At 61.3% G+C, this 21,764-nt stretch carries 21 protein-coding genes and 1 tRNA gene; 6 read left to right on the top strand and 16 right to left on the bottom strand.

Features of this window, described 5'->3' with window-relative positions:
* Positions 1 to 144 precede the first annotated feature (144 nt).
* Together sthA and AYK65_RS07685 are read left to right on the top strand one after the other, a co-directional pair.
* Entirely contained in the window at positions 145 to 1,551 is a 1,407-nt protein-coding gene (gene sthA / locus AYK65_RS07690) for a Si-specific NAD(P)(+) transhydrogenase (protein WP_081158123.1), read from the top strand.
* Between the two features lie 66 nt (positions 1,552 to 1,617).
* Positions 1,618 to 2,421, top strand: a complete 804-nt coding sequence (locus tag AYK65_RS07685; protein WP_081158168.1) for an endonuclease/exonuclease/phosphatase family protein — start codon at positions 1,618 to 1,620, stop codon at positions 2,419 to 2,421.
* A gap of 74 nt (positions 2,422 to 2,495) precedes the next feature.
* Here the strand turns inward: AYK65_RS07685 and tig are convergent, their stop codons facing one another.
* Together tig and AYK65_RS07675 are read right to left on the bottom strand one after the other, a co-directional pair.
* Positions 2,496 to 3,971, bottom strand: coding sequence for a trigger factor (tig, locus tag AYK65_RS07680; RefSeq protein WP_046118216.1), 1,476 nt, complete (start codon positions 3,969 to 3,971; stop codon positions 2,496 to 2,498).
* Positions 3,972 to 4,145: 174 nt separating this feature from the next.
* Positions 4,146 to 4,230, bottom strand: a tRNA-Leu gene (locus AYK65_RS07675).
* 766 nt (positions 4,231 to 4,996) lie between these two features.
* Between AYK65_RS07675 and AYK65_RS07670 the strand changes: the two genes are divergently transcribed.
* The 3 genes from AYK65_RS07670 (at position 4,997) to trmFO (ending at position 7,241) form a co-directional block, all read left to right on the top strand.
* Positions 4,997 to 5,140: a DUF1127 domain-containing protein gene (locus AYK65_RS07670; protein ID WP_065285014.1), complete on the top strand. Its 144-nt coding sequence runs from the start codon at positions 4,997 to 4,999 to the stop codon at positions 5,138 to 5,140.
* Between the two features lie 443 nt (positions 5,141 to 5,583).
* Complete coding sequence (locus AYK65_RS33815) at positions 5,584 to 5,727, top strand: DUF1127 domain-containing protein (RefSeq protein WP_003529520.1); 144 nt, start codon at positions 5,584 to 5,586, stop codon at positions 5,725 to 5,727.
* Between the two features lie 98 nt (positions 5,728 to 5,825).
* Positions 5,826 to 7,241 (top strand): methylenetetrahydrofolate--tRNA-(uracil(54)-C(5))-methyltransferase (FADH(2)-oxidizing) TrmFO, encoded by a 1,416-nt coding sequence (gene trmFO, locus AYK65_RS07660; protein WP_046118527.1) that lies wholly within the window; start codon positions 5,826 to 5,828, stop codon positions 7,239 to 7,241.
* Between the two features lie 41 nt (positions 7,242 to 7,282).
* On the opposite strand, the gene AYK65_RS07655 is transcribed toward trmFO, so the two are convergent.
* From AYK65_RS07655 to yajC, 5 genes are all read right to left on the bottom strand, one after another.
* Positions 7,283 to 7,750: a hypothetical protein gene (locus AYK65_RS07655; protein WP_026614220.1), complete on the bottom strand. Its 468-nt coding sequence runs from the start codon at positions 7,748 to 7,750 to the stop codon at positions 7,283 to 7,285.
* 114 nt (positions 7,751 to 7,864) lie between these two features.
* A complete protein-coding gene (locus AYK65_RS07650) occupies positions 7,865 to 8,707 on the bottom strand; it encodes a phytoene/squalene synthase family protein (RefSeq protein WP_081158167.1) in 843 nt (280 codons plus the stop codon).
* A 14-nt stretch (positions 8,708 to 8,721) separates the two neighbouring features.
* A complete protein-coding gene (locus AYK65_RS07645; RefSeq protein ID WP_046118217.1) occupies positions 8,722 to 9,108 on the bottom strand; it encodes an Mth938-like domain-containing protein in 387 nt (128 codons plus the stop codon).
* A gap of 2 nt (positions 9,109 to 9,110) precedes the next feature.
* Positions 9,111 to 11,687: a protein translocase subunit SecDF gene (gene secDF, locus AYK65_RS07640; protein ID WP_081158122.1), complete on the bottom strand. Its 2,577-nt coding sequence runs from the start codon at positions 11,685 to 11,687 to the stop codon at positions 9,111 to 9,113.
* A gap of 52 nt (positions 11,688 to 11,739) precedes the next feature.
* Positions 11,740 to 12,072 (bottom strand): preprotein translocase subunit YajC, encoded by a 333-nt coding sequence (gene yajC / locus AYK65_RS07635; RefSeq protein WP_026614224.1) that lies wholly within the window; start codon positions 12,070 to 12,072, stop codon positions 11,740 to 11,742.
* Positions 12,073 to 12,404: 332 nt separating this feature from the next.
* Here yajC and AYK65_RS07630 point away from each other — a divergent pair, with 332 nt between their 5' ends.
* Positions 12,405 to 13,274, top strand: a complete 870-nt coding sequence (locus AYK65_RS07630; RefSeq protein WP_026614225.1) for an ATP-binding protein — start codon at positions 12,405 to 12,407, stop codon at positions 13,272 to 13,274.
* Positions 13,275 to 13,328: 54 nt separating this feature from the next.
* Here AYK65_RS07630 and AYK65_RS07625 read toward each other — a convergent pair whose 3' ends face one another.
* The 9 genes from AYK65_RS07625 to AYK65_RS07585 all read right to left on the bottom strand — a co-directional run bounded on the left by AYK65_RS07625 (position 13,329) and on the right by AYK65_RS07585 (position 21,703).
* Positions 13,329 to 14,882, bottom strand: a complete 1,554-nt coding sequence (locus AYK65_RS07625) for a peptidoglycan DD-metalloendopeptidase family protein (RefSeq protein WP_081158121.1) — start codon at positions 14,880 to 14,882, stop codon at positions 13,329 to 13,331.
* A 163-nt stretch (positions 14,883 to 15,045) separates the two neighbouring features.
* Positions 15,046 to 15,696: a hypothetical protein gene (locus tag AYK65_RS07620; protein WP_046118220.1), complete on the bottom strand. Its 651-nt coding sequence runs from the start codon at positions 15,694 to 15,696 to the stop codon at positions 15,046 to 15,048.
* A gap of 155 nt (positions 15,697 to 15,851) precedes the next feature.
* Positions 15,852 to 16,505: a protein-L-isoaspartate(D-aspartate) O-methyltransferase gene (locus AYK65_RS07615; protein WP_046118221.1), complete on the bottom strand. Its 654-nt coding sequence runs from the start codon at positions 16,503 to 16,505 to the stop codon at positions 15,852 to 15,854.
* The gene (gene surE / locus AYK65_RS07610) at positions 16,502 to 17,272 is read right to left on the bottom strand and encodes a 5'/3'-nucleotidase SurE (protein WP_026614229.1); all 771 of its coding nucleotides are present in this window, start codon (positions 17,270 to 17,272) and stop codon (positions 16,502 to 16,504) included. Before surE ends, AYK65_RS07615 begins: the two co-directional genes overlap by 4 nt.
* A 25-nt stretch (positions 17,273 to 17,297) precedes the next feature.
* Positions 17,298 to 18,581: a serine--tRNA ligase gene (gene serS, locus AYK65_RS07605; RefSeq protein ID WP_081158120.1), complete on the bottom strand. Its 1,284-nt coding sequence runs from the start codon at positions 18,579 to 18,581 to the stop codon at positions 17,298 to 17,300.
* Positions 18,582 to 18,728: 147 nt separating this feature from the next.
* The gene (gene tatC, locus AYK65_RS07600; RefSeq protein WP_026614231.1) at positions 18,729 to 19,571 is read right to left on the bottom strand and encodes a twin-arginine translocase subunit TatC; all 843 of its coding nucleotides are present in this window, start codon (positions 19,569 to 19,571) and stop codon (positions 18,729 to 18,731) included.
* Positions 19,568 to 20,224, bottom strand: coding sequence for a Sec-independent protein translocase protein TatB (tatB, locus tag AYK65_RS07595; RefSeq protein ID WP_046118223.1), 657 nt, complete (start codon positions 20,222 to 20,224; stop codon positions 19,568 to 19,570). The genes tatC and tatB overlap by 4 nt, the downstream gene beginning before the upstream one ends.
* Positions 20,225 to 20,295: 71 nt before the next feature.
* On the bottom strand, positions 20,296 to 20,502 hold the full coding sequence (locus tag AYK65_RS07590; protein WP_026614233.1) for a twin-arginine translocase TatA/TatE family subunit: 207 nt from the start codon (positions 20,500 to 20,502) through the stop codon (positions 20,296 to 20,298).
* 91 nt (positions 20,503 to 20,593) lie between these two features.
* On the bottom strand, positions 20,594 to 21,703 hold the full coding sequence (locus AYK65_RS07585; RefSeq protein WP_026614234.1) for an ABC transporter ATP-binding protein: 1,110 nt from the start codon (positions 21,701 to 21,703) through the stop codon (positions 20,594 to 20,596).
* Positions 21,704 to 21,764 lie beyond the last annotated feature (61 nt).

The following is a 21,764-nucleotide window of genomic DNA, read 5'->3' as shown; positions in this document are numbered from 1 at the left end:
AGCCGCATTTCCTTTCAGACGCATCCAGGACAGATCATTGCGGCATTGCACTTCATGAAACGGTGCGGTTGACGGTATAGATACGGCTGCGCGACATTTGCCGCATTGCACAACGATTCTCACGAGGCCTCAGGGGAAGCGTTCATGAACCAGTACGATCTCATTGTCGTCGGCAGCGGTCCCGCCGGGCGCCGGGGCGCCATCCAGGCCGCGAAACTCGGCAACAAGGTGCTCGTGATCGAGCAGGGAAAGCGCGTCGGCGGCGTCTCGGTGCACACCGGGACCATCCCCTCCAAGACGCTGCGTGAGACGGCGCTCAATCTTTCCGGCTGGCGCGAGCGCGGCTTCTACGGTCGCTCCTACCGGGTGAAGCAGGAGATCAGCGCCGACGATCTGCGCCAGCGTCTCATCATCACCCTCAACCACGAAGTCGAGGTACTGGAGCACCAGTTTGCCCGAAACCGCGTGCAACATATCCGCGGCCGGGCAAGCTTCGTCGGCCCAACCACGCTCGAGATCACCAAGGACGACGACGAGAGCATGCTCGTCTCCGGCGCCAGCATCCTGCTTGCCGTCGGAACGAAGCCCTTTCGCCCCGATTACATCCCCTTCGACGGCAAGACGGTCGTCGACAGCGACGAATTGCTCGATATCAAAGAGCTGCCGCGCTCGCTAGTGGTGATCGGCGCCGGGGTCGTCGGAATCGAATACGCCACGATCTTCAGCGCGCTCGACACCCAGGTCACGGTCATCGACCCGAAGTCGACCATGCTGGATTTTATCGACAAGGAGATCGTCGAGGATTTCACCTATCAGTTGCGCGACCGCAACATGAAGCTCAACCTCGGCCAGAAGGCGGAGAAGGTGGAGCGGCTCGATGACGGTAAGGTTCTGCTTACGCTCGACAACGGCCGCAGGATCACCACGGAAATGGTGCTGTTCGCCGCCGGCCGCATGGGCGCGACGGATGCGCTCAATCTCCCCGCTGCCGGCCTCGAGGCCGACAACCGCGGGCGGCTCAAGGTCAACCCCGAGACATTCCAGACCACGGTCCCGAACATCTACGCTGCCGGCGACGTCGTCGGCTTCCCTAGCCTCGCCTCAACCTCCATGGAACAGGGGCGCGTCGCAGCACGCGTGGCGGTCGGCGCGATCGCCAAGGAGCCGCAGAAGTATTTCCCCTACGGAATCTATGCCGTACCGGAAATCTCGACCTGTGGGCTCTCCGAAGAGGAGGTCAAGGAGCGCGGGATCCCTTACGAATGCGGCATTGCCCGGTTCCGCGAGACCTCGCGCGGGCACATCATGGGACTGGACGCGGGTCTTTTGAAAATGATCTTTTCGCTGAAGACGCGGCGCTTGCTCGGCGTGCATATCATCGGCGAAGGCGCGACCGAGCTCGTCCATATCGGCCAGGCGGTGCTCAATCTCAAAGGCACGGTCGAATATTTCGTCGAAAACACCTTCAACTATCCGACGCTCGCCGAAGCCTACAAGATTGCCGGCCTCGACGCCTGGAACCGCATGGGAGAGATCAAGGCGACGGGCTGACGCTTGCGAGCAACAACATGGCGCAGAGATAGCCTCAGCCGGGCAACGAGCTGAACAGGTGAGATGATGCGGATCGTTTCTCTCAATACCTGGGGCGGCAGGCTCCATGCACCGCTCATGGAATATCTCGCATATGTCGACGCGGATGTGCTGTGCCTGCAGGAAGTCGTGCGCTCTTCCGGGAGCTCGGCAGATTGGCTGCTCTACCGCGACGGCGACGTCGAACTGCCGCAGCGCGCCCATCTCTTCGACGAAATCTGCACTTTGCTTCCGGACTATGACGGCTTTTTCTGCCCGACCGCATGCGGTGAGCTCTTCGACGGCGAACGTGTGGTCCTTTCCCAGTTCGGGTTGGCGACATTCGTGCGCCGTTCGTTTCCCGTCATCGGTCAAGCGCTAGGCTTCGTGCACGGCGCATTTTCGCATCGCGGCTGGGGTGCCCATCCGCGCCCTCGCAACGCCCACTGCATCCGGCTCTTCGATCAGAAGGCCGGAACAGCAGTTACCATCGCCCACATGCATGGTCTCCGGGAGCTGAATGGCAAGGCAGACAGCCCGGCACGCCACGCCCAGGCGGAAGCGCTGGTCAGCCTTATCGAAGAGGGCTGGCCGGGCAACGAGCGCTTGATTGTTTGCGGCGACTTCAATGTCCTACCCGATAGCGCCACCTTTCGATCGCTTGGTCGGCTTGGCTTGTCCGATCTCGTCGTTTCGCACGGACATTCTGACACACGCACCTCGCACTATTCCAAAGATGGTCGCTTCGCCGACTACATGCTGGTGACCGAAGATGTCGATGTCATTCGCTTCGACGTCGTGAAGCAGCCCGAGATTTCGGACCATCGCCCCCTGTTGCTCGACCTTCGGTAACAAGCGCCGGCGCCGAAAACAAAAAAGGCCCTGCCGCGCGGCAGGGCCTCACAAGTTCCAAACAGCAAATCCGGTTACTCGGCGCTCTCGTCCGCTGCCTTCTTCTTGGTCGGAGCCTTCTTCTTCGTCGGAGCGGCTTCTTCGCCTTCGGCGGTTTCCGCCTTGGCTGCAGTCTTCTTCTTCGCCGGTGCCTTCTTGGCCGGCTTGTCGTCTGCTTCGTCCTCGGCCATCAGCGCGTCCTTCGAGACCTTCTTGTCGGTCACGGAGACTTCGGTCAGCAGGTGGTCGACGACCTTTTCTTCGAAGAGCGGTGCGCGCAGCGAGGCAGCGGCGCCGGGGGTGTTCCGGAAGTAGTCGAGGATCTGCTTCTCCTGGCCCGGGAACTGGCGGAGCTGTTCGAACAGCGAGCGCTGCATCTCGTCATCGCTCACCTGGACGCCGGCCTTCTCGCCGATTTCGGAGAGAACGAGGCCGAGGCGGACCCGGCGCTCTGCGAGCTTGCGATATTCGGCGCGCGCGTCCTCTTCAGTCGTGTCTTCATCAGCGAAGGTCTTGCCGGCCTGATCGAGGTCGGTGTTGACCTGACGCCAGATATTCTCGAACTCGGCATTGACCAGGCGCTCCGGCGTCTCGAACTGGTAGAGTTCGTCGAGCTGGTCGAGGAGCTGACGCTTGACCTTCTGACGGGTAACCGAGCCATATTGGCTTTCAATCTGGCCGCGGACGATTTCCTTCAGCTTGTCGACGGATTCGAGGCCGAGCTTCGTTGCCAGTTCGTCATTGATCTCGAGCGGAGCGGCGGCAGCGACATCCTTCACGGTGATGTCGAAGGTCGCTTCCTTGCCGGCCAGGTTGGCTGCCGGATAATCTGCGGGGAACGTGACCGTGATGGTCTTTTCGTCGCCAGCCTTGGCGCCGACGAGCTGCTCCTCGAAGCCCGGGATGAAGCGATTGGAGCCAAGCACCAGCTCCGCATCTTCGTCCTTGCCGCCGTCGAAGGCTACGCCGTCGACCTTGCCGAGATAGTCGATCGTGACGCGGTCGCCATTTTCGGCCTTGCCCTTCTTCGATTCATAGGTGCGGGCGCTTTCGGCGATGCGCAGGATCTGTTCGTTGACCTCTTCATCGCTGATGTCGACGACTTCGCGCGTGACCTTGATGCCGCTCACGTCCTTGAGTTCGATGGCCGGGATGATCTCGTAAGCAACCGTGAATTCGAAATCGGCTTCGGCCGCCAGGATCTTGTTGGCTTCGGCCTCGTCCTCGGTCATCGCGACTTCCGGCTGGGTAGCCGACTTCTCGCCGCGGCTCGTCAGGATTTCGGTCGGCTTTTCACGAACGATCTCGTTTACGAGATCGGCCATGATCGACTTGCCATAAACCTTTTTCAGGTGCGCAACCGGGACCTTGCCCGGACGGAAGCCATTGATGCGAACGCGATCCTTCACCTCGGCCAGACGCTCATTCATCCGAGCTTCCATTTCATCGGCCGGAATGACGACCTTGAGTTCGCGCTTCAGCCCTTGAGCGAGCGTTTCGATAACCTGCATGTTCAAACCTTCATTTCACGTTGACTGTGCTCTTCCCGAAAAGGCTTGGCGAGCACGTGAGCCGATCCATTTGCCGGGAGTGGCTTTACGCAATTCCAACCGCTTTGCAAGCAAAATGGCACCTCGCCTGCCCCCCTCAACGTCGAATATCGACGCGTGGCCGCGATATCGTCCTGGTGCGGGTAGAGAGACTTGAACTCCCACGCCTTGCGGCACCAGAACCTAAATCTGGCGTGTCTACCAATTTCACCATACCCGCGTTCAGACGATCGCACTGCCCGATCGCATTCCTGCAAGACCAAATCAGCGGAATGCCGCGGATGTTCTGGACGTGCGAAGGCACAGGGCTTCCCGAGCGCGGCGTCTCTATATCACTCGTTTCCACGGGATCAAAGGGAAAATGCAACGACGTCGCACACGACAATGCCGCCACTCCTTTGGTCCCGCATGATGGGGTCGGACAACCATCTAGCGCTCGATGCGGGCGGCGGGCGTCTCTTTGTCCAAATTTCCGCACCGCAACACGCGACGCGATCCTGATGAACAATATTGTGGCACTTTCGGCCATCGGGTCGCGGAGCCATGCGCTTGGCGCATGATTGCCATTCGGCCTGTACTCTACCCAAGTCCGGTCGCACACATTATCTTCCAGTCATCGATCGGGGGCGGCGCACTCCTCCTCCCAGCGCTCCCCGATGCGGATTGGCAACGCTCCTCCTCCCGATTGCCAATCAGAACAAGCAACGCCCGCCGGTCCTCCTCCCCGGCGGGTGTTGTGTTTTGTGCCCTCCGCCCCTGCTGCGCTTTCACCTTCCGGGCAGCTCATCGTCTTCAGCGAGCGCTCGCACAATGAAGAAGCGTTAGAATCCAGTTAACAGCAGAAAAAGCGATGCAGCGTATGCATGGGTGCGATGCAGCAATGTCTCTGTTTATCCGGTTCAAATCGATTATATTTCAAACCACAAGATGGCGGCCAGCAAGAGAGATAGAGCGCTGGCAAACGACCCTAGGAAAGGAATAGGATCATGAACCTCGCACGTTCTTTCAACAACTGGCGCAAGTATCGTCAGACCTGCAACGAACTCGGCCGCATGACCGACCGTGAGCTGAACGATCTCGGCATCGGCCGCGGCGACATTCCCTACGTTGCCCGTCAGGCGATCAAGTAAGCATCAAAGCTTCGCAGGCTAACAGCCTTTTCAAAAACGCCTTCCGGTTCTGCCGGCGGGCGTTTTTCTTTTTTCATCCCTATTTGAGGCCTATCAGGACGCGTCCTTTCGCATAAGCGAAAGGCGGATGAGGTGTCGTCCCGGAACGCGATTCAGTGCGCTGCAACATTCCCATACGGCTTCTTCTGAAACGCTCTACGCCGGGCACTGAAAACGTAGCTAAGCAATGGGGTTAGGCGCCGAACCTCGCATTTAATCAACTCCTAATGCATGATGCTTTTTCGGGCGACAGCGCCTTGATGCTCACGAAATTGGCGATGCAGTGCACAAATGCATAGCAGCTGCATTTTCTTTGCACTCCATCTTCCAATTAGACAAGCGTATAAGAACCTCAACGACGCAGACAATCACTGTCGCGACAAACCGATCTTGAGGAAAAGACCATGAACCCGATTCGCATCGCAAAAAGCTGGATCAACTACCGCCGTACCGTTGCCGAGCTCGGCAGCCTGTCCAACCACGCTCTCAACGATATCGGCATCACCCGCTACGATATCCGCAACATCGCGGCCCGTTCCTTCCGCTAATCGGAACGAACAACACGGACCTCCAAGACGGCGCCTTCGGGCGCCGTTTTCGTTTCTTGGAAGCGCGTTGCGGCTGTGATAGGAAGCCGCGCATGAACATGAATACATCTTCGTCCTATTCGCCCATCCATGTCATCGGCGGCGGCCTTGCGGGATCGGAAGCCGCCTGGCAGATCGCCGAGGCGGGCATACCGGTCATTCTGCATGAGATGCGCGGTGTGCGCGGCACGGATGCGCACAAGACCGATGGCCTCGCCGAGCTCGTCTGCTCCAACTCCTTCCGCTCGGACGATGCGACCAGCAATGCCGTCGGCGTGCTCCACGCGGAAATGCGCCTCGCAGGCTCACTCATCATGCAATCAGCCGATCGCCACCAGGTACCTGCCGGCGGCGCGCTTGCGGTCGATCGCGACGGCTTTTCGCAGGCCGTCAGCGCCGCGATCGAAAACCACCCGCTTATCACGGTCGTACGCGAGGAACTGCGCGGCCTGCCGCCGAAGGAGTGGGATCTCGCCATTATCGCGACGGGCCCGCTCACAGCACCCGATCTTGCCGAGGCTATCCGCCAGGAGACCGGTGCCGATGCGCTCGCCTTCTTCGACGCGATCGCACCGATCGTCTATGCCGACACCATCGATATGAACGTCTGCTGGTATCAGTCGCGCTACGATAAGGTCGGCCCCGGCGGCACGGGCAAGGACTACATCAACTGCCCGCTGACGGAAGAGCAGTACAACGCCTTCGTGGATGCGCTGATAGCCGGTGACAAGACGGGCTTCAAGGAGTGGGAAGGGACGCCCTATTTCGATGGCTGCCTGCCGATCGAAGTAATGGCAGAACGCGGTCGCGAGACGCTGCGTCACGGACCGATGAAGCCGATGGGACTCACCAATGCGCACAATCCTTCAGTCAAGCCCTATGCGGTGGTGCAGCTCCGTCAGGACAACGCGCTTGGCACGCTCTACAACATGGTCGGCTTCCAGACGAAGCTGAAATACGGCGCGCAAGGGGAAGTCTTCCGGATGATCCCCGGCCTCGAGAACGCCGAGTTTGCAAGACTCGGCGGCCTGCACCGCAACACCTATATCAATTCGCCGACCCTGCTCGACAAGTCGCTCACGCTCAAATCCAGACCCGGCCTGCGTTTCGCCGGGCAGATCACCGGCTGCGAAGGCTATGTCGAGAGTGCCAGCATCGGCCTGCTCGCCGGCCGTTTCGCCGCAGCGGAACGCAAGGGTGAAGCCCCTTCCCTGCCACCTGTGACGACGGCATTCGGTGCGCTGCTCAATCACATCACCGGCGGGCATATCGTTTCAGAAGACGAACCGGGCAAACGATCGTTCCAACCGATGAACATCAACTTTGGCCTATTCCCGCCTCTGGAGCCCGGCGCGCTCACGAAACCGGACGGCGCCAAGCGCTTCCGCGGCAAGGAGAAAGCGCTCGCGAAGAAGCAGGCGATGGCGTCGCGCGCTCTCAGCGACTGCGCAGGCTGGCTCGGAAAGCCGGCCTGACTTGGACGAGAATTGCCGGGCCGCAAGGCCCCGCAATTGATTCAATCGATCGTCTGCGCCGTCTGCGCGGCCTCGGACGGCACGTCCTCGAGCTCCGACCTGGGGCCGAAGCTGCCGAGCAGCCACAGGGAGACCTCGGCTGCCTCGGCGGCAGTCTGAAATTCGAAGGCGTTGTCCAGATAGGCGAAGTCCGGGAAGTGAACGATCAGCCCTCGCCCACTCTCGGATGTATTGACCCGGACCTTGCCGGGGTGAATGACGTGGCAGACATAATGGGTGCCGTGCGACTGGATGAAGCCGGCCTTGCCATCGTGCAGGCGCAGAAAGATCGCTTTCCTGTCGGTAGTCGAATGCAGAGCCCGGATCGCTTCGTCCGGGAAGGCGCGGCCGAATTCGACGATGGCCGAGCCGGCATCCGGATTCTCGGCGTCGCGCTCGGCGCGCGCGTTCATGCGCATGTAGAACGCCCCGACGGCGACGATCACGGCCAAGAGCAACAACCAAAGCATCACATGGGTCCCTCAGAGCGGCAGGAATCCGGTAGACGAGAGCTATATCCAGCGAGACTTGCGCCAGCGTTGACTACCGGTGGTTACGAGCACGGAGTCTCATATTTTCTTCAGCTAAAATTGCCGACGCCGGCTCGCCCGCCACATCCGCCATTGCCGCTGCCATTGCGGCGGCTGCATCGGATGGCGGAGGATTTGAGCTCCGGCGGCCTCCGCCCGATCGAACACCGGCTCGGCCAGCGCGACCGGGATGAAAGCGGAGAAATTCCGCGCCGAGATCGACTTCGCGCCCTTGCGCGCTTCGGCGAGGTGGTCGCGACCGAGACCGCAAAACGCGCGAATTGCTCTTCCGATCGCGTCCGCATCGCGGCCGGCGAGCCAGGTTTCCCTGTCGAGGCCGGTCGCACTCAAAAGCTCCGCGGGAAAGTAGACCTGGCCGCGCCGCGAATGAATCGGCAGAAGCAGCAAAAGGCCGGCGATCGTCTGGGCGACGCCGGCATGCCCGGCTGCCTCTGCCGAGTTCGGCGCCTTCTCCGGATCGAGGATCAGCGAGGAAAGTTGGATCAGCGCCGAAGCTGTTTCACCGGCATACCCCTCCAAGGCCGAGCGGTCCTGCATCGGATCGTCGTAGAGATCGAAAATGCGCGCATCGATCATATTCTGCAGCACGGCGACAGGCAGGCGGTGTTCGCGAATGCAACGCAGAAGAGCCCCTGCCAGCGGATGACCCGCGCCGTCCGACTGCTCGTTCGCAAGAATGTCGCGCCACCATTGCAGCCGGATTTCCCCTGGCAGCGGCTCGTGTATCACGTCGCGCACACGGGCAATTTCCGCGTAGAACGCGTAAAGTGCCGCGAGCGAATGCCGCTTTTCCGGCGGTGAAAGCAGGCACGCCAGATAGCGATCACGATCGGTCTCCCGCAGAGTTGCGAGGATCTGGAGGTCAGGCTGTTGCACGGTGAATTCCCCTGTCACACCGCGACCAGTGCGGCAGCGACAGCGCGCGATTCCGCCAACATGACATTGTAAGTCCGCACGGCAGCCCCGGTGTTCATCGGATCGGAAGAAATGCCGACGGCCTGTAGCGCTGCCTTCAACTCCTTGGGCAAGGGCCGGATTTCGCGACCGGTGCCGACGAGCAGCACCTCGATTTCACGCGCCTCGGCCAGAACACGCTGGAATTTTTCAACCGCGAGCGGATCGCCTTCGGAAACATCCCATGCATAGACGCCGGAAGGCAGCATCAGCACCGAGCCGCGATGCGACATATCCGCGAAGCGGAAGCCGCCATTGCCGTAAGCGTCGATCGGCGCGCGTCCCGGAAAGTGCGCCTCGCGCATTTCGATTCCCTTTGCCATGATCAGACGGCGCCTTTAGCTTCTCTGTCCGGCGCGGCCTCCCGGCCGCCCGGATCCTCTTTGCCATCGAGACGATCGTTTCGGCGATTGAAGAGAATGAGTACCGGCCCCGCGATATAGATCGACGACACCGTCCCGACAAGCACGCCGAAAATGAGCGTTGCGCTGAAGGACTGGACGAGAACGCTGCCGCCGAAGAAGTACAGCGCGACAAGCGCAAGCAGCGTGGTCAAGGCCGTCAGAACCGTACGCGAAAGGGTCTGGTTGATCGACGTGTCGATCAGGACCGAAAGCGGCATCCTTGGATAGCGCGACAGGTTCTCTCGAATTCGATCGTAAATGACCATGGTATCGTTCAGCGAGTAACAGACGATCGTCAGCAGCGCGGCGACGCTGGCGAGGTTGAACTCTGTGCCGGTGACGACGATAAACCCGAGGGTCAGCAGCACATCATGCAGCGTCGCGACAACGGAACCGACCGCAAGCCGCCAGTCGAAACGAAGCCACACGTAAAGCAGGACAGCCAGCATTGCCGCAGCCAGCGTGAGCGTTCCCGCGCGGATCAGTTCCCCGGACACTCCGGGGCCGACCACCTCGACGCGCCGGAAGACGTATTGATCCTCGAGTTCGGCGCGAACCAAACCAACGGCGGTCTGCTCCGCATTGTCTCCAGCCTCTTGCGACGGGATGCGTATGACAACGTCCCGCCCCGAACCGAGTTCCTCGATCTGAACGTCGCCGAGATTCAATTCGTCGAGACGCGCTCGGATGTCGGCGCTGTCGGCGACGCCGGTCCTGGCCCGGAGCTCGATAATGGAACCGCCCCGGAAATCGGCTCCCATGTTGAGGCCTAGGCTGGTCAAGAGGACGAATGCGGCAAGCGATAGTGCTGCCATAATGATGAAGACCGGATTGCGGATGGCCATGAAGCGGAAATCCGCCTGACTGAAGAAGCCCGTCCGAATTCCGCGCGGCAGCCGACGTGGCCGCCGTCTGCGGTACCATCCGCGTATCAGCCGCCGTGTCAGGCTGTGCGCCGTCAGGATGGTCGTCACACTGCCGATGGCGAGCGTCACCGCAAAACCGCGAGTGGCGCCGGAGCCGATATAGAGGAGAATGACTCCGGCGATCAACATCGTGAGGTTTGCGTCGATAATGCTTCTCAAGACGCGCGAAAAGCCGTTGTCGAGCGCCCGCCGCAACGGCAGGTCGCTGCTGCGCGCTTCCTCCCTGAGGCGTTCGTAGATGAGAACGTTCGAATCGACGGCGACACCGATCGTGAGAATGATGCCCGCTATTCCCGGCAGAGTCAGCGTCTGTCCGAGAATGGAGAGCACTGCGATGATCAGCACCACGTTCACGATGACGGCAATTACCGCGACGAGGCCGAAGAAACCGTAGAAGGCAATCATGCAGGCGGCTACCGCCAGAGCCGCGATCAGCCCCGCCGTCAGGCCGCTCGCAACAGCATCGGATCCGACCTCGGGCCCGACGGTACGCTCCTCGATGACGGTCAGGGAAACAGGAAGCGGACCGGCACGCACCAGAGCGGCAAGATCGTTCGCCCCTTCCTCCGACAGATTTCCGGAAATCCGAATGGTATCGCCGGAGATCGCGTCCGCGAGGGCTGGCGTCGAGACGACCTGTCCGTCGAGCACGATGGCGAACTGCCTTCTCGACTCCGTTTGCAAGAGCGGCGCGAGGCGAGCGGATGCGTCGCCGGCCATCTTGACATTGACGATGGGTTCGCTCGTTGCGGGATCGAAGCTCGGCTGCGCCTCGACAAAATCTCGTGCCGAGGCAAAGGCACGCCTCTCAACCAAATAGGGTACCGGAGGATCATCGAGCGAGTAGAGGACCTCGGATCCCGCCGGTGGCTTTGTGTCGACGGCCTGCTGTGCCGGTATCGACGGATCCAGCCACTTTAGGGCTACATCACCTCGCTGGCCGAGGAGATCCTTGAGTCTCTGCGGCTCCTCAAGCCCCGGCACCTGTACGCTCAAGCGATCACTGCCGCGGCGCTCGATGACGGGCTCGACCGCAATGACTTCGCCGACGCGCCGCCGCACGACCTCGATCGACTGGGTGACGGCAGCGGAAACCCTGAGGGCGATGCCCTCATCGGTCAGGCGCAGTCGAATGACGTCGCTGGTCGCGCTTTCCTCGTAGACCAGTTCCTGGATGGGATCCTCGAAAAGGTCATCCCGTTGAACCGGGGCAGTCAACGCGCGCAGCGTTGCACGCGCGGCAGGCGCTTTCGTCGCGTCCCGAAGCCGGAATTGCAGGCTCTGACCGCTGCCGGACAGCCCCGTATAGCCGATATCGGCTTGCCTCAACGCGTTCGCGATCGCATCGATCGTCGATTGCAGGCGCTCGGCTACGATATCCTCACGGCTGACCTTCAGCACAATGTGGGAGCCGCCCTCGAGATCAAGCCCGAGCGGCACCTGCCGATGCGGCAGCCATCTCGGCCAGCCGGCAAGTTGCTCCCTTGAAACGAGATTCGGCAGGGCGAAGGCAAAGCCCGCCAGCACGACCAGCCAGATGAGAGTGTTTTTCAGCGGCGAGAACTTGGGCATGCGTCGAAATGCTCCATTCGCCGGCTCGGCCGGTCGCGGCTCGGGCTCGAGATTATTCCTTGACCGGTTCGCCCTTCACGCGGACTTCGGAAATGCCGCTGCGGACGACGCGAACCTTGATTCCGTCGGCGATCTCGACTTCAAGCTCCGCATCGTCGACGACCTTGGTCACCTTGCCGACGATACCACCGCCCGTGACCACCTGATCGCCGCGGCGGATGTTCTTCAATAGTTCTTCGCGACGTTTCATCTGCGCGCGCTGCGGGCGAATGATCAGGAAATACATGACGACGAAGATCAGAAGGAACGGCAGGATAGACATCAAAATATCGGCGCCGCCAGCAGCGGGGGTTGCCGTCTGCGCAAAAGCTTCGGTAACGAACATCGTTCACTCCTTGAGTTCAAATTGCGCGGTCGATTCCCGCGACAAATCTGCCGGAATATAGAGAAGCCGTCCCGCAACACAATCGTCGGGGCCTTCTTCGTTTCTCCTGCCTCTGGCACAAATTCCGCAACAGGAGAACCCCCCGTGCGCTTGCACCCGGGCTTTTCCAGCGCAAACCGCCGTGCTACCGGAAAAAAGCTGCCGCAGCACCACCTCAATCGGGGTTTGCCCGAAAGGGAACGATGCGGCAATTCAAGGATTTACGGCAGCCAACGGTCCGCCGTCGCGGGCGCCGTTCTAGGCTGCAGATACAAAGCACCGGAGACACGCAGATGCGCGAAAGCAAGGTCGATATCCTGATCAACGAAATGCAAAGGCTTTCGGCGGCGATCGAGCGGATCGCCGGTCCTGCGGACGCGGTCAACGACTGGAATCAGGCGGAATGCTTCGTCTGGGCGCCGGCGACGCGGCACCTGCAGCCCGTCTCGAAACCGAACCGCATCGATCTCGCGCTCATCACCGGTGTCGATCACGTTCGCGATATCCTCTTCGACAACACGCTGCGCTTCGCCGAAGGCTATCCGGCAAACAACGTACTGCTCTGGGGTGCGCGCGGCATGGGCAAGTCGTCGCTGGTGAAAGCCGTCCATGCGAAGGTCGCACGCGATACCGGCAGCGCGCTCAAACTTGTCGAGGTGCACCGCGAAGACATCGGAACGCTGCCGGTCCTCATGGAAATCCTGAAGGCGGCGCCAATGCCCGTGATCGTCTTTTGCGACGACCTCTCCTTCGACCATGACGATACGTCCTACAAATCGCTGAAGGCCGTCCTCGACGGCGGCGTCGAGGGGCGTCCTGCGAACGTCCTGCTCTATGCCACGTCCAACCGCCGGCACCTGCTGCCACGTAACATGATGGAAAACGAGCAATCGACCGCCATCAATCCGTCTGAGGCCGTCGAGGAGAAGGTTTCGCTGTCTGACCGCTTTGGTCTCTGGCTCGGCTTTTACAAGTGCAGCCAGGAGGACTATCTCGCCATGGTCGACGGATATGCACGCTACTACAAATTACCGGTCGACCTCGAAGCGCTTCATTCCGAAGCGCTGGAATGGGCAACGACGCGGGGATCAAGATCCGGCCGCGTCGCTTGGCAGTTCATTCAGGACCTTGCCGGCCGCCTTCGCAGGCAACTTGACGCATAGTCAGGCGGCCCGCGGCTTATCCCGGCGTCACCGAGAAGATGCCGGCTACAGAGCTTATTCGAGGTAAGTAGCTGGGTTCACCGGCGTTGCGTTCTTGCGCACCTCGAAATGAACCTGCGGCTGGCTCGCCCTGCCTGTCATCCCGGAGGATGCGAGCGTCTGGCCGCGCTGCACCTTCTGGCCGCGCTGTACCTTGAGCTCCGAAGCATTGCCGTAGACCGTGACCGTACCGTCATCATGGCGAACCAGAACGGCATTGCCCAGTTCTTTCAGACTGCTGCCCGAATAGATGACAACGCCGTTTTCGGCCGCCTTGATCGGCGTTCCTTCCGGCACGGAAATGTTGATGCCGTCGTTGCGGTTGCCGTTGACATTGGCGCCGTAGCCAGCAACGACCGCGCCGCGCACCGGCCAGCGATATTTGCTGATGCCGGTCGACTTCGGCGATTCCTCATCCACATCGGACTTGATCGCGACCTCGGAAACGCTCTCCTTTGCCACCGGAGGCTTGTATTCCGCCGGCTTGCTCGGCTCGATGGAGGCCACTTTGGTCTCGGCCTTCTTGCCCGGCACCGACGCTGTAACAACCGCATCGGTGGCAGGAGCAGCCGCCGCGGCGCCCGGCATTTTGAGCTTTTGTCCGACGCGGATGGCCTCGGTCGACAGGCCGTTGGCCTGCTTCAGCGCCGCGACCGAGACGCCATTCTCCCGTGCGATCCTGTTCAAGGAATCGCCCGCCTTGACCGTATAGAGACCCTTGTCGCTTCCACCTTCGCCGGCCGTATTGAGTTTGCCCGCAGTGACGTCGCTGCGGCCTTCGCTCTTCTCGCGTGATTGCGACTGTCCGGGAAGAATCGCCACCTCGCGCTGATCGGTCGGGAGCGGCGACGGCCGCTTCTTGCCGCCATCGAGGTCGGCAATCGAGTTCGATGCTGCCGCTTTTGCGGCGCTGCTTGCCCCACCGAATGTCGGAATGACGAGACGCTGCCCGGGCTCGACCTGTTCTGCAGACTTCAAGCCGTTCGCTTTGAGTATCTCTTTTTCGGGTATGCCGAACCGTCTGGCGAGGACAGCGACTGTATCGCCCTGGCGAACCATGATGGTTGGCGCGTTCGAAGTGGTCCAGCCGCCCTTGCTCGCCGTCTCCTTGACACCCCCGGACAACGGCTCGGCCTTCGAGAGAGCAGCCGTCTGCGTCTGCCGGGAAGCCGGCATCTGCGGCTGCCGGGCCGCCACGGCAGACGGGTCGGAGAGGCTCGATCGTTGAACGCTCATCGGAGTGGATGCGACACGAGCGCTCGATACCGGCGTCGTCGCCGTGTTGATCGGGTCGTAGGCACCACCTTGACCGCCGGCTGGATAAGCCTGCCCGAGCTCCGCATTGCTTCCATACGAAGGCGTCGGCAGACCGCCACTCGCAACATCGCCCTTCGGAACAGGGTTTACATCTCTCGGGATGGAACCGGTCGTCATATCGTCCGACCGCGAAAAGAGCCCGCCGAAGCGGCTGACGTCAGAACTGCAACCGGTCGCAACACCCGCTAGCAAGACCGCCGCGCAGAGACGGATCACGGACTTGCCTGCATGGGGAGATACAAATTCACGCATGACGCTATACCACTCCGAACGCAACTCGCTGTAGAGTGATTAAAGCGCATCAGAGTTACCGCCCGGTTAAGGGCGACACCATTTTTGACCAAATGCTAACCATAGCCGCGCGACAGCGGACGCTTAAGGATACACACCGCAGTGGGGCCGAAAGAGGACGGTCTTAAAGGAGCTCGGAATAAAGTCGCTCAATTTGCGAAAGTGAGTTCGGCTCGCGCGCCTCGTCCTCATAGCTGATGCTGGATACATCCCAAGCGAAAACGGGCTTGTCCGCCAGTGGCGGCGTCGCCGAGACGGTGGAAGAGGCCTTCTTGTCCTCGTCGAGGACGACGCTTACGAGCCTTTCGAAGTTCGTATCGACGTCCAAGCCGCTTTCGACGTCGTATTCAAGCGATCGCAAACCGGCGACCGCGGCTTCGCGGGTGCCAAAGTAGCGCAGACTATTCTGGTCCTCCGGACGGAGATTGTCATAGTAATCGATGAAGGCCCCGTAGTAAGCCTTGTAGTCACCGGCTTCGGCGAACTTGCCGAAGGCCTGATATTCGCGCGCCGCAAGCTGCGGCGAAAGCCGGTTGTTCCATTCATCCTTGGTGAGAGGCGGCATCCGCTCGGGTGACTTCTTCGTGCGGCTCAGATAAAGCAGCGCATCGACAGAGAGCGAGATGCGCGGCGTCGGGTCGACGAAGGTCGCAGGCAACACCTGCGCGCCGCTTTCGCCTTTGTTTCCCGCTTCGACCTGCTCGGCGGAACGCCCGGCGAGATTGCCCAAGCCGTCGCCGGCGGTCGCCGCAGTCAACCTGTTCGCGATCTGCATATGCCGTCTCCGTCATCTGCACGACAACCGGGCGACGCGGGCCAAGTTGCCCGCACCGCGAAGCGTCGCGCCTTCTTGGCTTAGGGCAGCAAGCTTGCGCGGAACTGGAGTCGGTTAAGAATGCGTTAATGGCGCAACAAGGAAGCCGCGCGTCCTTAAAGGAAGGATGCCAGTTGCGGGACGATCGGAAGGTACGGCGCGTCGAAGAGATCTTCGCGATCGAAGCGACTGCCCGTGCGGTTGACGCGAACGATACGGCATTGCGTTTCGCTCATCATGATGGGCACCAAGAGGGTGCCGCCGGAGACGAGATGATCGGAGAACATCCGCGGCAGACTGTTGAAGGCGGCCGTGATGAGAATCCGGTCGAAGGTCCCCTCGCCCGGCACGCCGGCGCTGCCGTCGGCCTGCCTGACGACGACGTTGCGAATGCCGGCTTTCTCGAGGTTCTTCTGCGCCGCGGCCACCAGCGTCTGATAACGCTCGATCGTCAGGACCCGCTCGGCGATGCGTCCCATCACGGCCGCGGTGAAGCCGCTGCCGGTTCCGACTTCGAGTATGCGCTGGCCCGGCTTGATGTTGAGGCAGTGCAGCAGCCGAACTGCGAAGTCACAGCCTTCCATGAACGAACCGCAATCGAGCGGTATCAGTCGCTTGGAATAGACGTCGTCCTGGTATTGCGGCGGCGCAAAATAAGCTCTCGGCGTTTGCTCCACCGCCTTCAACAGCTCATGATTGACGACGCCTGCGGAGCGAAGGCGCAGCGCCATCGCTGCAAACCCCTCCTGCTGGGATATGCGTGCGTTCAAGCGACAGTCCCCTCCAGCAACGCGCGTGCTATGCGATCCTGAACGGTATAGTCCGTCATATCTAGTTTAAGCGGCGTTACCGAAATCCTGTTCTCGCGCACTGCGCGAATGTCTGTACCGGAACGAAAATCGCCGGAACGTTCGCCGAAGCGCAGCCAGAAATAGGGGAATCCGCGGCCATCGGTGCGCTCGTCAATGGTGAGACCGAACTCGAGCTTGCCTTGTGACGTGACTTCCACCCCCGCCACAGCTTCCACCGCGCAATTGGGGAAATTGAGATTGATAAGGGTTCCGTCCGGCAGCTCGACATTCATCAATGTGCGGATGAGCGCCGGCGCATGGCTTTCGACCACGTCCCACGAGATATCCCTGCCGACGGCATGCTGAAAGGCCTGACTGAGCGCCATCGACCGGATGCCCTGAAGGGTACCTTCGATGGCACCGGCCACTGTGCCGGAATAGGTCACGTCGTCTGCGAGGTTAGCGCCGATATTGACGCCGGAAAGGACGAGATCGGGCTTGGGGTCGAGAAGCTTCTTGGCTGCCATGATCACACAGTCGGTCGGCGTTCCCCTGAGCGCAAAACGCCTTTCCGAGATCTGGCGCAGCCGCAGCGGTTCGGAAAGCGTCAGAGAATGGGCAAGACCGCTCTGGTCCACCTCCGGCGCGACCACCCAGACGTCATCCGAGATCGTTCGCGCGATCCGTTCCAGAACGGAGAGACCCTCGGCATGAATGCCATCGTCATTCGTGAGCAGGATGCGCATTCCGTCCTCTTCCGATTCCCCGCGCTTAGGCGGCTTTCTCGATCCGCCGCTGGCCGCCCATATAGGGGACAAGGACGTCGGGCACCGTGACCGAACCATCGTCGTTCAGATAGTTCTCGATCACCGCGATCAGTGCCCGGCCTACGGCGACGCCGGAACCGTTCAGCGTGTGGACGAACTTCGTGCCCTTCTCTTCCTTCGCGCGGTAGCGCGCGTTCATGCGCCGCGCCTGGAAGTCGCCGCAGACGGAGCAAGACGAAATCTCCCGGTAGGTATCCTGCCCCGGCAGCCAGACCTCGAGATCATAGGTCTTGCGAGCACCGAAGCCCATGTCGCCGGTGCAGAGCGTCATGACGCGGTAGTGCAGGCCCAGGCGCTTCAGTACTTCCTCGGCGCAGGCCGTCATCCGCTCATGCTCTTCGATGGAGCTCTCGGCATCGGTAATGGAGACCAGTTCCACCTTGTTGAACTGGTGCTGGCGCAGCATGCCGCGGGTGTCGCGGCCAGCAGAGCCCGCCTCCGACCGGAAGCACGGCGTCAGCGCCGTGAAGCGCAGCGGCAAGGTCTCGCCATCGAGGATCTGCTCGCGCACCAGATTCGTCAGCGGGACTTCGGCCGTCGGGATCAGCCACCGTTCGTCCGTGGTACGGAAGAGGTCTTCGGCAAATTTCGGCAGTTGGCCAGTGCCATACATCGCATCATCGCGAACGAGGAGCGGCGGCTGGACTTCGACATACCCGTGCTCCTGCGTGTGCAGGTCAAGCATGAACTGACCGAGCGCCCGTTCGAGGCGCGCAAGCTGCCCCTTCAGGATCGTGAAGCGCGACCCGGCAATCCGCGCCGCCCCTTCGAAGTCCATCAGGCCCAACCCCTCACCGATTTCGAAATGCTCGAGAGGCTTGTGATTCCAGGTGGGCTTTTGACCGACGACCCGGGTTACGACATTGGCGGTTTCGTCCGGGCCGACCGGAACGTCCGCAAGCGGGATGTTGGGAATGCGCGACAGAGCGTCCGAGAGCTCCGCTTCGACCCGTCGGGTTTCGTCCTCGACAGCCGGCATCATATTCTTGAGTTCGGCGACCTCGGCCTTGAGCTTCTCGGCCAGCTCGCTGTTCTTCTGGGCCATCGCGGCGCCAATTTCTTTGGACGCAGCGTTACGGCGCGACTGCATGTCCTGCAGCGACTGGAGAATTGTACGGCGGCGTTCATCAAGCGCGATCAGCGACGCCGACAATGGCTCCGCACCCCGTCTAGCCAGGGCGTCATCGAGCGCGTCTGCATTTTCACGGATCCATTTGATGTCGAGCATAGTCGTTCCACGCGTTGGTGACTGCATGATCCCTCCGATCGGAAGCGATCGAGGAAAAATCGTGCAGCGATTCAAAGTGCTACAACGAGCTTAGCGCGTCGGAACAGACTCGCTAAGCTGCAGGTCTCGGGCGAAAACGTCGGAAGATCAGCCCTTGGCCGGGCCCACTGTCTCGGAGGAGCCTTCCTGTGCGGAGGCGGCTTCGCGTGCGAGGGCCTCGGCGGCCTGTCGCTTTTCGACGAGTCGCGCCGTATAGATTGAAATTTCGTAGAGAAGGATGGCTGGCAGCGCAAGGCCGATCTGGGAAACGGGATCGGGCGGCGTCAGGACTGCGGCGACAACGAAGGCGATGACGATCGCATATTTGCGCTTCTCTGCGAGCCCCTCAGAGGTAACGAAGCCGACCCGCGCCAGGAGCGTGGTGACCACCGGCAATTGGAAGACGAGGCCGAAGGCGAAGACGAGCGACATGATCAGGCTCAGATATTCCGAGACCTTCGGCAGGAGCTGGATCGCTACCTGTCCCTCGCCGCCGCCCTGCTCCATGGCGAGGAAAAACCACATGACCATGGGTGTGAAGAAGAAATAGACGAGCGCACCGCCGAGCAGAAACAGAATAGGCGAGGCAATCAGAAACGGCAGGAAGGCCGCACGCTCGTTCTTGTAGAGTCCGGGCGCGACGAACTTGTAGATCTGAGAGGCGATCACGGGAAATGCGATCACCAGCGCGCCGAACATGGCGACCTTGATCTGCGTGAAGAAGAACTCCTGCGGCGCGGTGTAGATAAGCTCGACATTGCGGTGGCTGAGCCCCGCCCAGCTCACCGCCCACTTGAACGGCAGGACCAGGAAGTTGAACAACTGCTTGGCAAAATAGAAGCAGACTAGGAAGGCCACGAAGAATGCCCCCACCGCCCACATCAGCCGCGTGCGCAGCTCGATCAGGTGCTCGATAAGCGGCTGCGGCCGGTCTTCGATATCGCCGCTCATGCGTCACCCTTCTTGCGTGAGGCAGCCCGCGTCTTCGGCTTGCCCTCGGCTGGCCCTACGCTCACGGCCTTCGCCGCTGCCGTTTTTTTTGGCGCCGCGCCGACCGCCGCCTTCTTCGTGCCTGAGGCTGCAGCCGCTGGCTTCTTTGACGCTGCCGCCCTAGGTTTCGCGGGGGCCTTCGTCTCGCCCGCCTTCGATGCATCGGCGGCGCGGTCCATCTGCCTCGATGCCGAGCTTATCGCCGCGGCTGCGACCGTATCCACCGGCTTCGCCGCCGTTTCGACGGGAGCCTCGGCCTTCGCCGGTTCGACGATCGGCTCGGGCGCTACCGGCTCCGGCGGCTTTTCAGGCGTTGTCGCCTTTTGCAGATCGGACTTGATTTCGTTTCCGAGCTGTCGCAGCGGGTTCATCGCATCGCGTAGCGCAGTCGTCGGATTAAGGCTTTGCGCGTCGCTGATCGTCTTGCGCACCTCGTCGAGGTCGGCTTCACGCAATGCTTCGTCGAACTGCCGCCGGAAATCCGCAGCCATGCCGCGCATCTTAGACGTCATCCGCCCAAAAGCCCGCAACATCGGCGGAAGGTCCTTCGGCCCAACGACGACAATCAAGACGATTGCGATAACAACAAGCTCGGTCCAGCCGATATCAAGCATCCGACGCGCCCTACAAACCCGCAGTACTCACCGGGCGCCCACCCCGCACCCGATCCGCCAACTTCCGATCGTTAGCGGACTTCGTCGGACTTGTGTTCGACGGTCTTGCCGTCGATCGCCTTGTCGGCGGCCGCGGCATCGTCGTCGGTCATGCCCTTCTTGAAGTTCTTGATGCCCTTGGCAACGTCGCCCATCAGTTCCGGGATCTTGCCGCGGCCAAACAAAAGCAGCACGACCACCAGGACGATCAGCCAGTGCCAGATGCTAAAGGAACCCATTCACTTACTCCCTCGAGGCTTTATCGATTTAAAGCCATCACGTTGTCATTTTTCAGGCGCGCCCGGAAGCACGACCTCATTATGACGGTACTTAAGCTGTCGAGGCGTCTTTTTCAAACACCAATATGTCGCGCTCGTTAACGGAAAGCGTGACGTCACGCAATCCTTGCGGCAACAGATCGGCGCGGATGCGAGCCCTTACCGTGCGCTCGGATTGCGGCACGGCGAGTTCCAGAAGCTCGACGACGCCGAGAAAGCGGCGGGAGACGATGCGGGCGGGAATATCACCGCCCTCCTCCTCGAGCTGAACGCCTGAAAGCCGGACCGCCACGCTGAGGGCCTGCCCCTCGGCGTAGCGCCCGGCCGGAACCACGCCCAAGGGTGTTTCGACGCGGCCGCCGCGTACACGGACGTCGAAGACGTTTATCTCCGAAAAGAAGCCGGCAGCAAAGAGGTCGCATGGCTTACGATAGAGTTCGTCCGCCGTACCGACCTGAACAAGACGGCCGTCTTTCAGAAGCGCGATCCGATCCGCCATCCGCATCGCCTCCTCGGCGTCATGGGTCACGACGATGGCGGTCGCCCGCGTCTCCCGCAGGATGGCCAGCGTGTCGGCGCGGATCGAATCCTTCAGGCGGGAATCGAGGCCAGAGAAGGGCTCGTCCATCAAAAGCACTGCGGGCCGTGGGGCGAGCGCACGGGCAAGCGCCACTCGCTGCTGCTCGCCGCCCGACAGCACGTGAGGATAGCGGTCGGCGTAATGCAGGAGCCCGACGCGCTCCAGCGCCGCATCCGCCTGGATCGACGCTTCCTTCTTCGGCAGATCCGTTAAGCCGAAGGAGACATTGTCCCGGATTGTCATGTGCGGGAAGAGCGCGAAGTCCTGAAACATGAGGCCGACGCCGCGCTTCTCCGGCGGGAGAAAGACGGACGGTCCCGAAATCTCCCGCCCGTTCAGGAGCAGCCGTCCCCCAGTCTGCAGCTCTATGCCGGCGGCGATCCGCAACAAGGTTGTCTTGCCGGAGCCGGATGGGCCAAGCAGACAGAGTACTTCACCCGCCTCCGCCTTTAGCGTGACGCCCTTGATCGTCTCCTTGGAATGATAGCGGTGGCTAATGTTCTCGAATGCCAGGCTTGCCGCGAAGGACACGCCCGGCCTTCTCGTCGTCGTGACGGTGCCGTTGAGCGAGTCTGAAACCATACCCTGCATTCCTTGACCCGAAGACGTTCGGCAGCCTCGCCCACATCGGCGCGCTTTAAAG

Origin of the sequence: Ensifer aridi, assembly GCF_002078505.1 — a bacterium.
GTDB classification, from domain to species: Bacteria; Pseudomonadota; Alphaproteobacteria; order Rhizobiales; family Rhizobiaceae; genus Sinorhizobium; species Sinorhizobium aridi.
The sequence above is the reverse complement of the archived record's forward strand: the minus strand, read 5'-3'. Positions and strand labels throughout refer to the sequence as shown.

Coding starts and splice junctions, on each gene's coding strand:
- tig (WP_046118216.1), bottom strand. CDS start 3,971: ATGCAGGTTATCGAAACGCTCGCTCAAGGGCTGAAGCGCGAACTCAAG.
- AYK65_RS07670 (WP_065285014.1), top strand. CDS start 4,997: ATGAACCTCGCACGTTCTTTCAACAACTGGCGCAAGTATCGTCAGACC.
- trmFO (WP_046118527.1), top strand. CDS start 5,826: ATGAATACATCTTCGTCCTATTCGCCCATCCATGTCATCGGCGGCGGC.
- secDF (WP_081158122.1), bottom strand. CDS start 11,687: ATGCCCAAGTTCTCGCCGCTGAAAAACACTCTCATCTGGCTGGTCGTG.
- serS (WP_081158120.1), bottom strand. CDS start 18,581: ATGCTCGACATCAAATGGATCCGTGAAAATGCAGACGCGCTCGATGAC.
- AYK65_RS07585 (WP_026614234.1), bottom strand. CDS start 21,703: ATGGTTTCAGACTCGCTCAACGGCACCGTCACGACGACGAGAAGGCCG.
- AYK65_RS07625 (WP_081158121.1), bottom strand. CDS start 14,882: ATGCGTGAATTTGTATCTCCCCATGCAGGCAAGTCCGTGATCCGTCTC.
- AYK65_RS07645 (WP_046118217.1), bottom strand. CDS start 9,108: ATGGCAAAGGGAATCGAAATGCGCGAGGCGCACTTTCCGGGACGCGCG.
- AYK65_RS07630 (WP_026614225.1), top strand. CDS start 12,405: ATGCGCGAAAGCAAGGTCGATATCCTGATCAACGAAATGCAAAGGCTT.
- AYK65_RS07685 (WP_081158168.1), top strand. CDS start 1,618: ATGCGGATCGTTTCTCTCAATACCTGGGGCGGCAGGCTCCATGCACCG.
- sthA (WP_081158123.1), top strand. CDS start 145: ATGAACCAGTACGATCTCATTGTCGTCGGCAGCGGTCCCGCCGGGCGC.
- tatC (WP_026614231.1), bottom strand. CDS start 19,571: ATGAGCGGCGATATCGAAGACCGGCCGCAGCCGCTTATCGAGCACCTG.
- AYK65_RS07655 (WP_026614220.1), bottom strand. CDS start 7,750: ATGCTTTGGTTGTTGCTCTTGGCCGTGATCGTCGCCGTCGGGGCGTTC.
- AYK65_RS07620 (WP_046118220.1), bottom strand. CDS start 15,696: ATGCAGATCGCGAACAGGTTGACTGCGGCGACCGCCGGCGACGGCTTG.
- surE (WP_026614229.1), bottom strand. CDS start 17,272: ATGCGCATCCTGCTCACGAATGACGATGGCATTCATGCCGAGGGTCTC.
- AYK65_RS07590 (WP_026614233.1), bottom strand. CDS start 20,502: ATGGGTTCCTTTAGCATCTGGCACTGGCTGATCGTCCTGGTGGTCGTG.
- yajC (WP_026614224.1), bottom strand. CDS start 12,072: ATGTTCGTTACCGAAGCTTTTGCGCAGACGGCAACCCCCGCTGCTGGC.
- AYK65_RS33815 (WP_003529520.1), top strand. CDS start 5,584: ATGAACCCGATTCGCATCGCAAAAAGCTGGATCAACTACCGCCGTACC.
- tatB (WP_046118223.1), bottom strand. CDS start 20,224: ATGCTTGATATCGGCTGGACCGAGCTTGTTGTTATCGCAATCGTCTTG.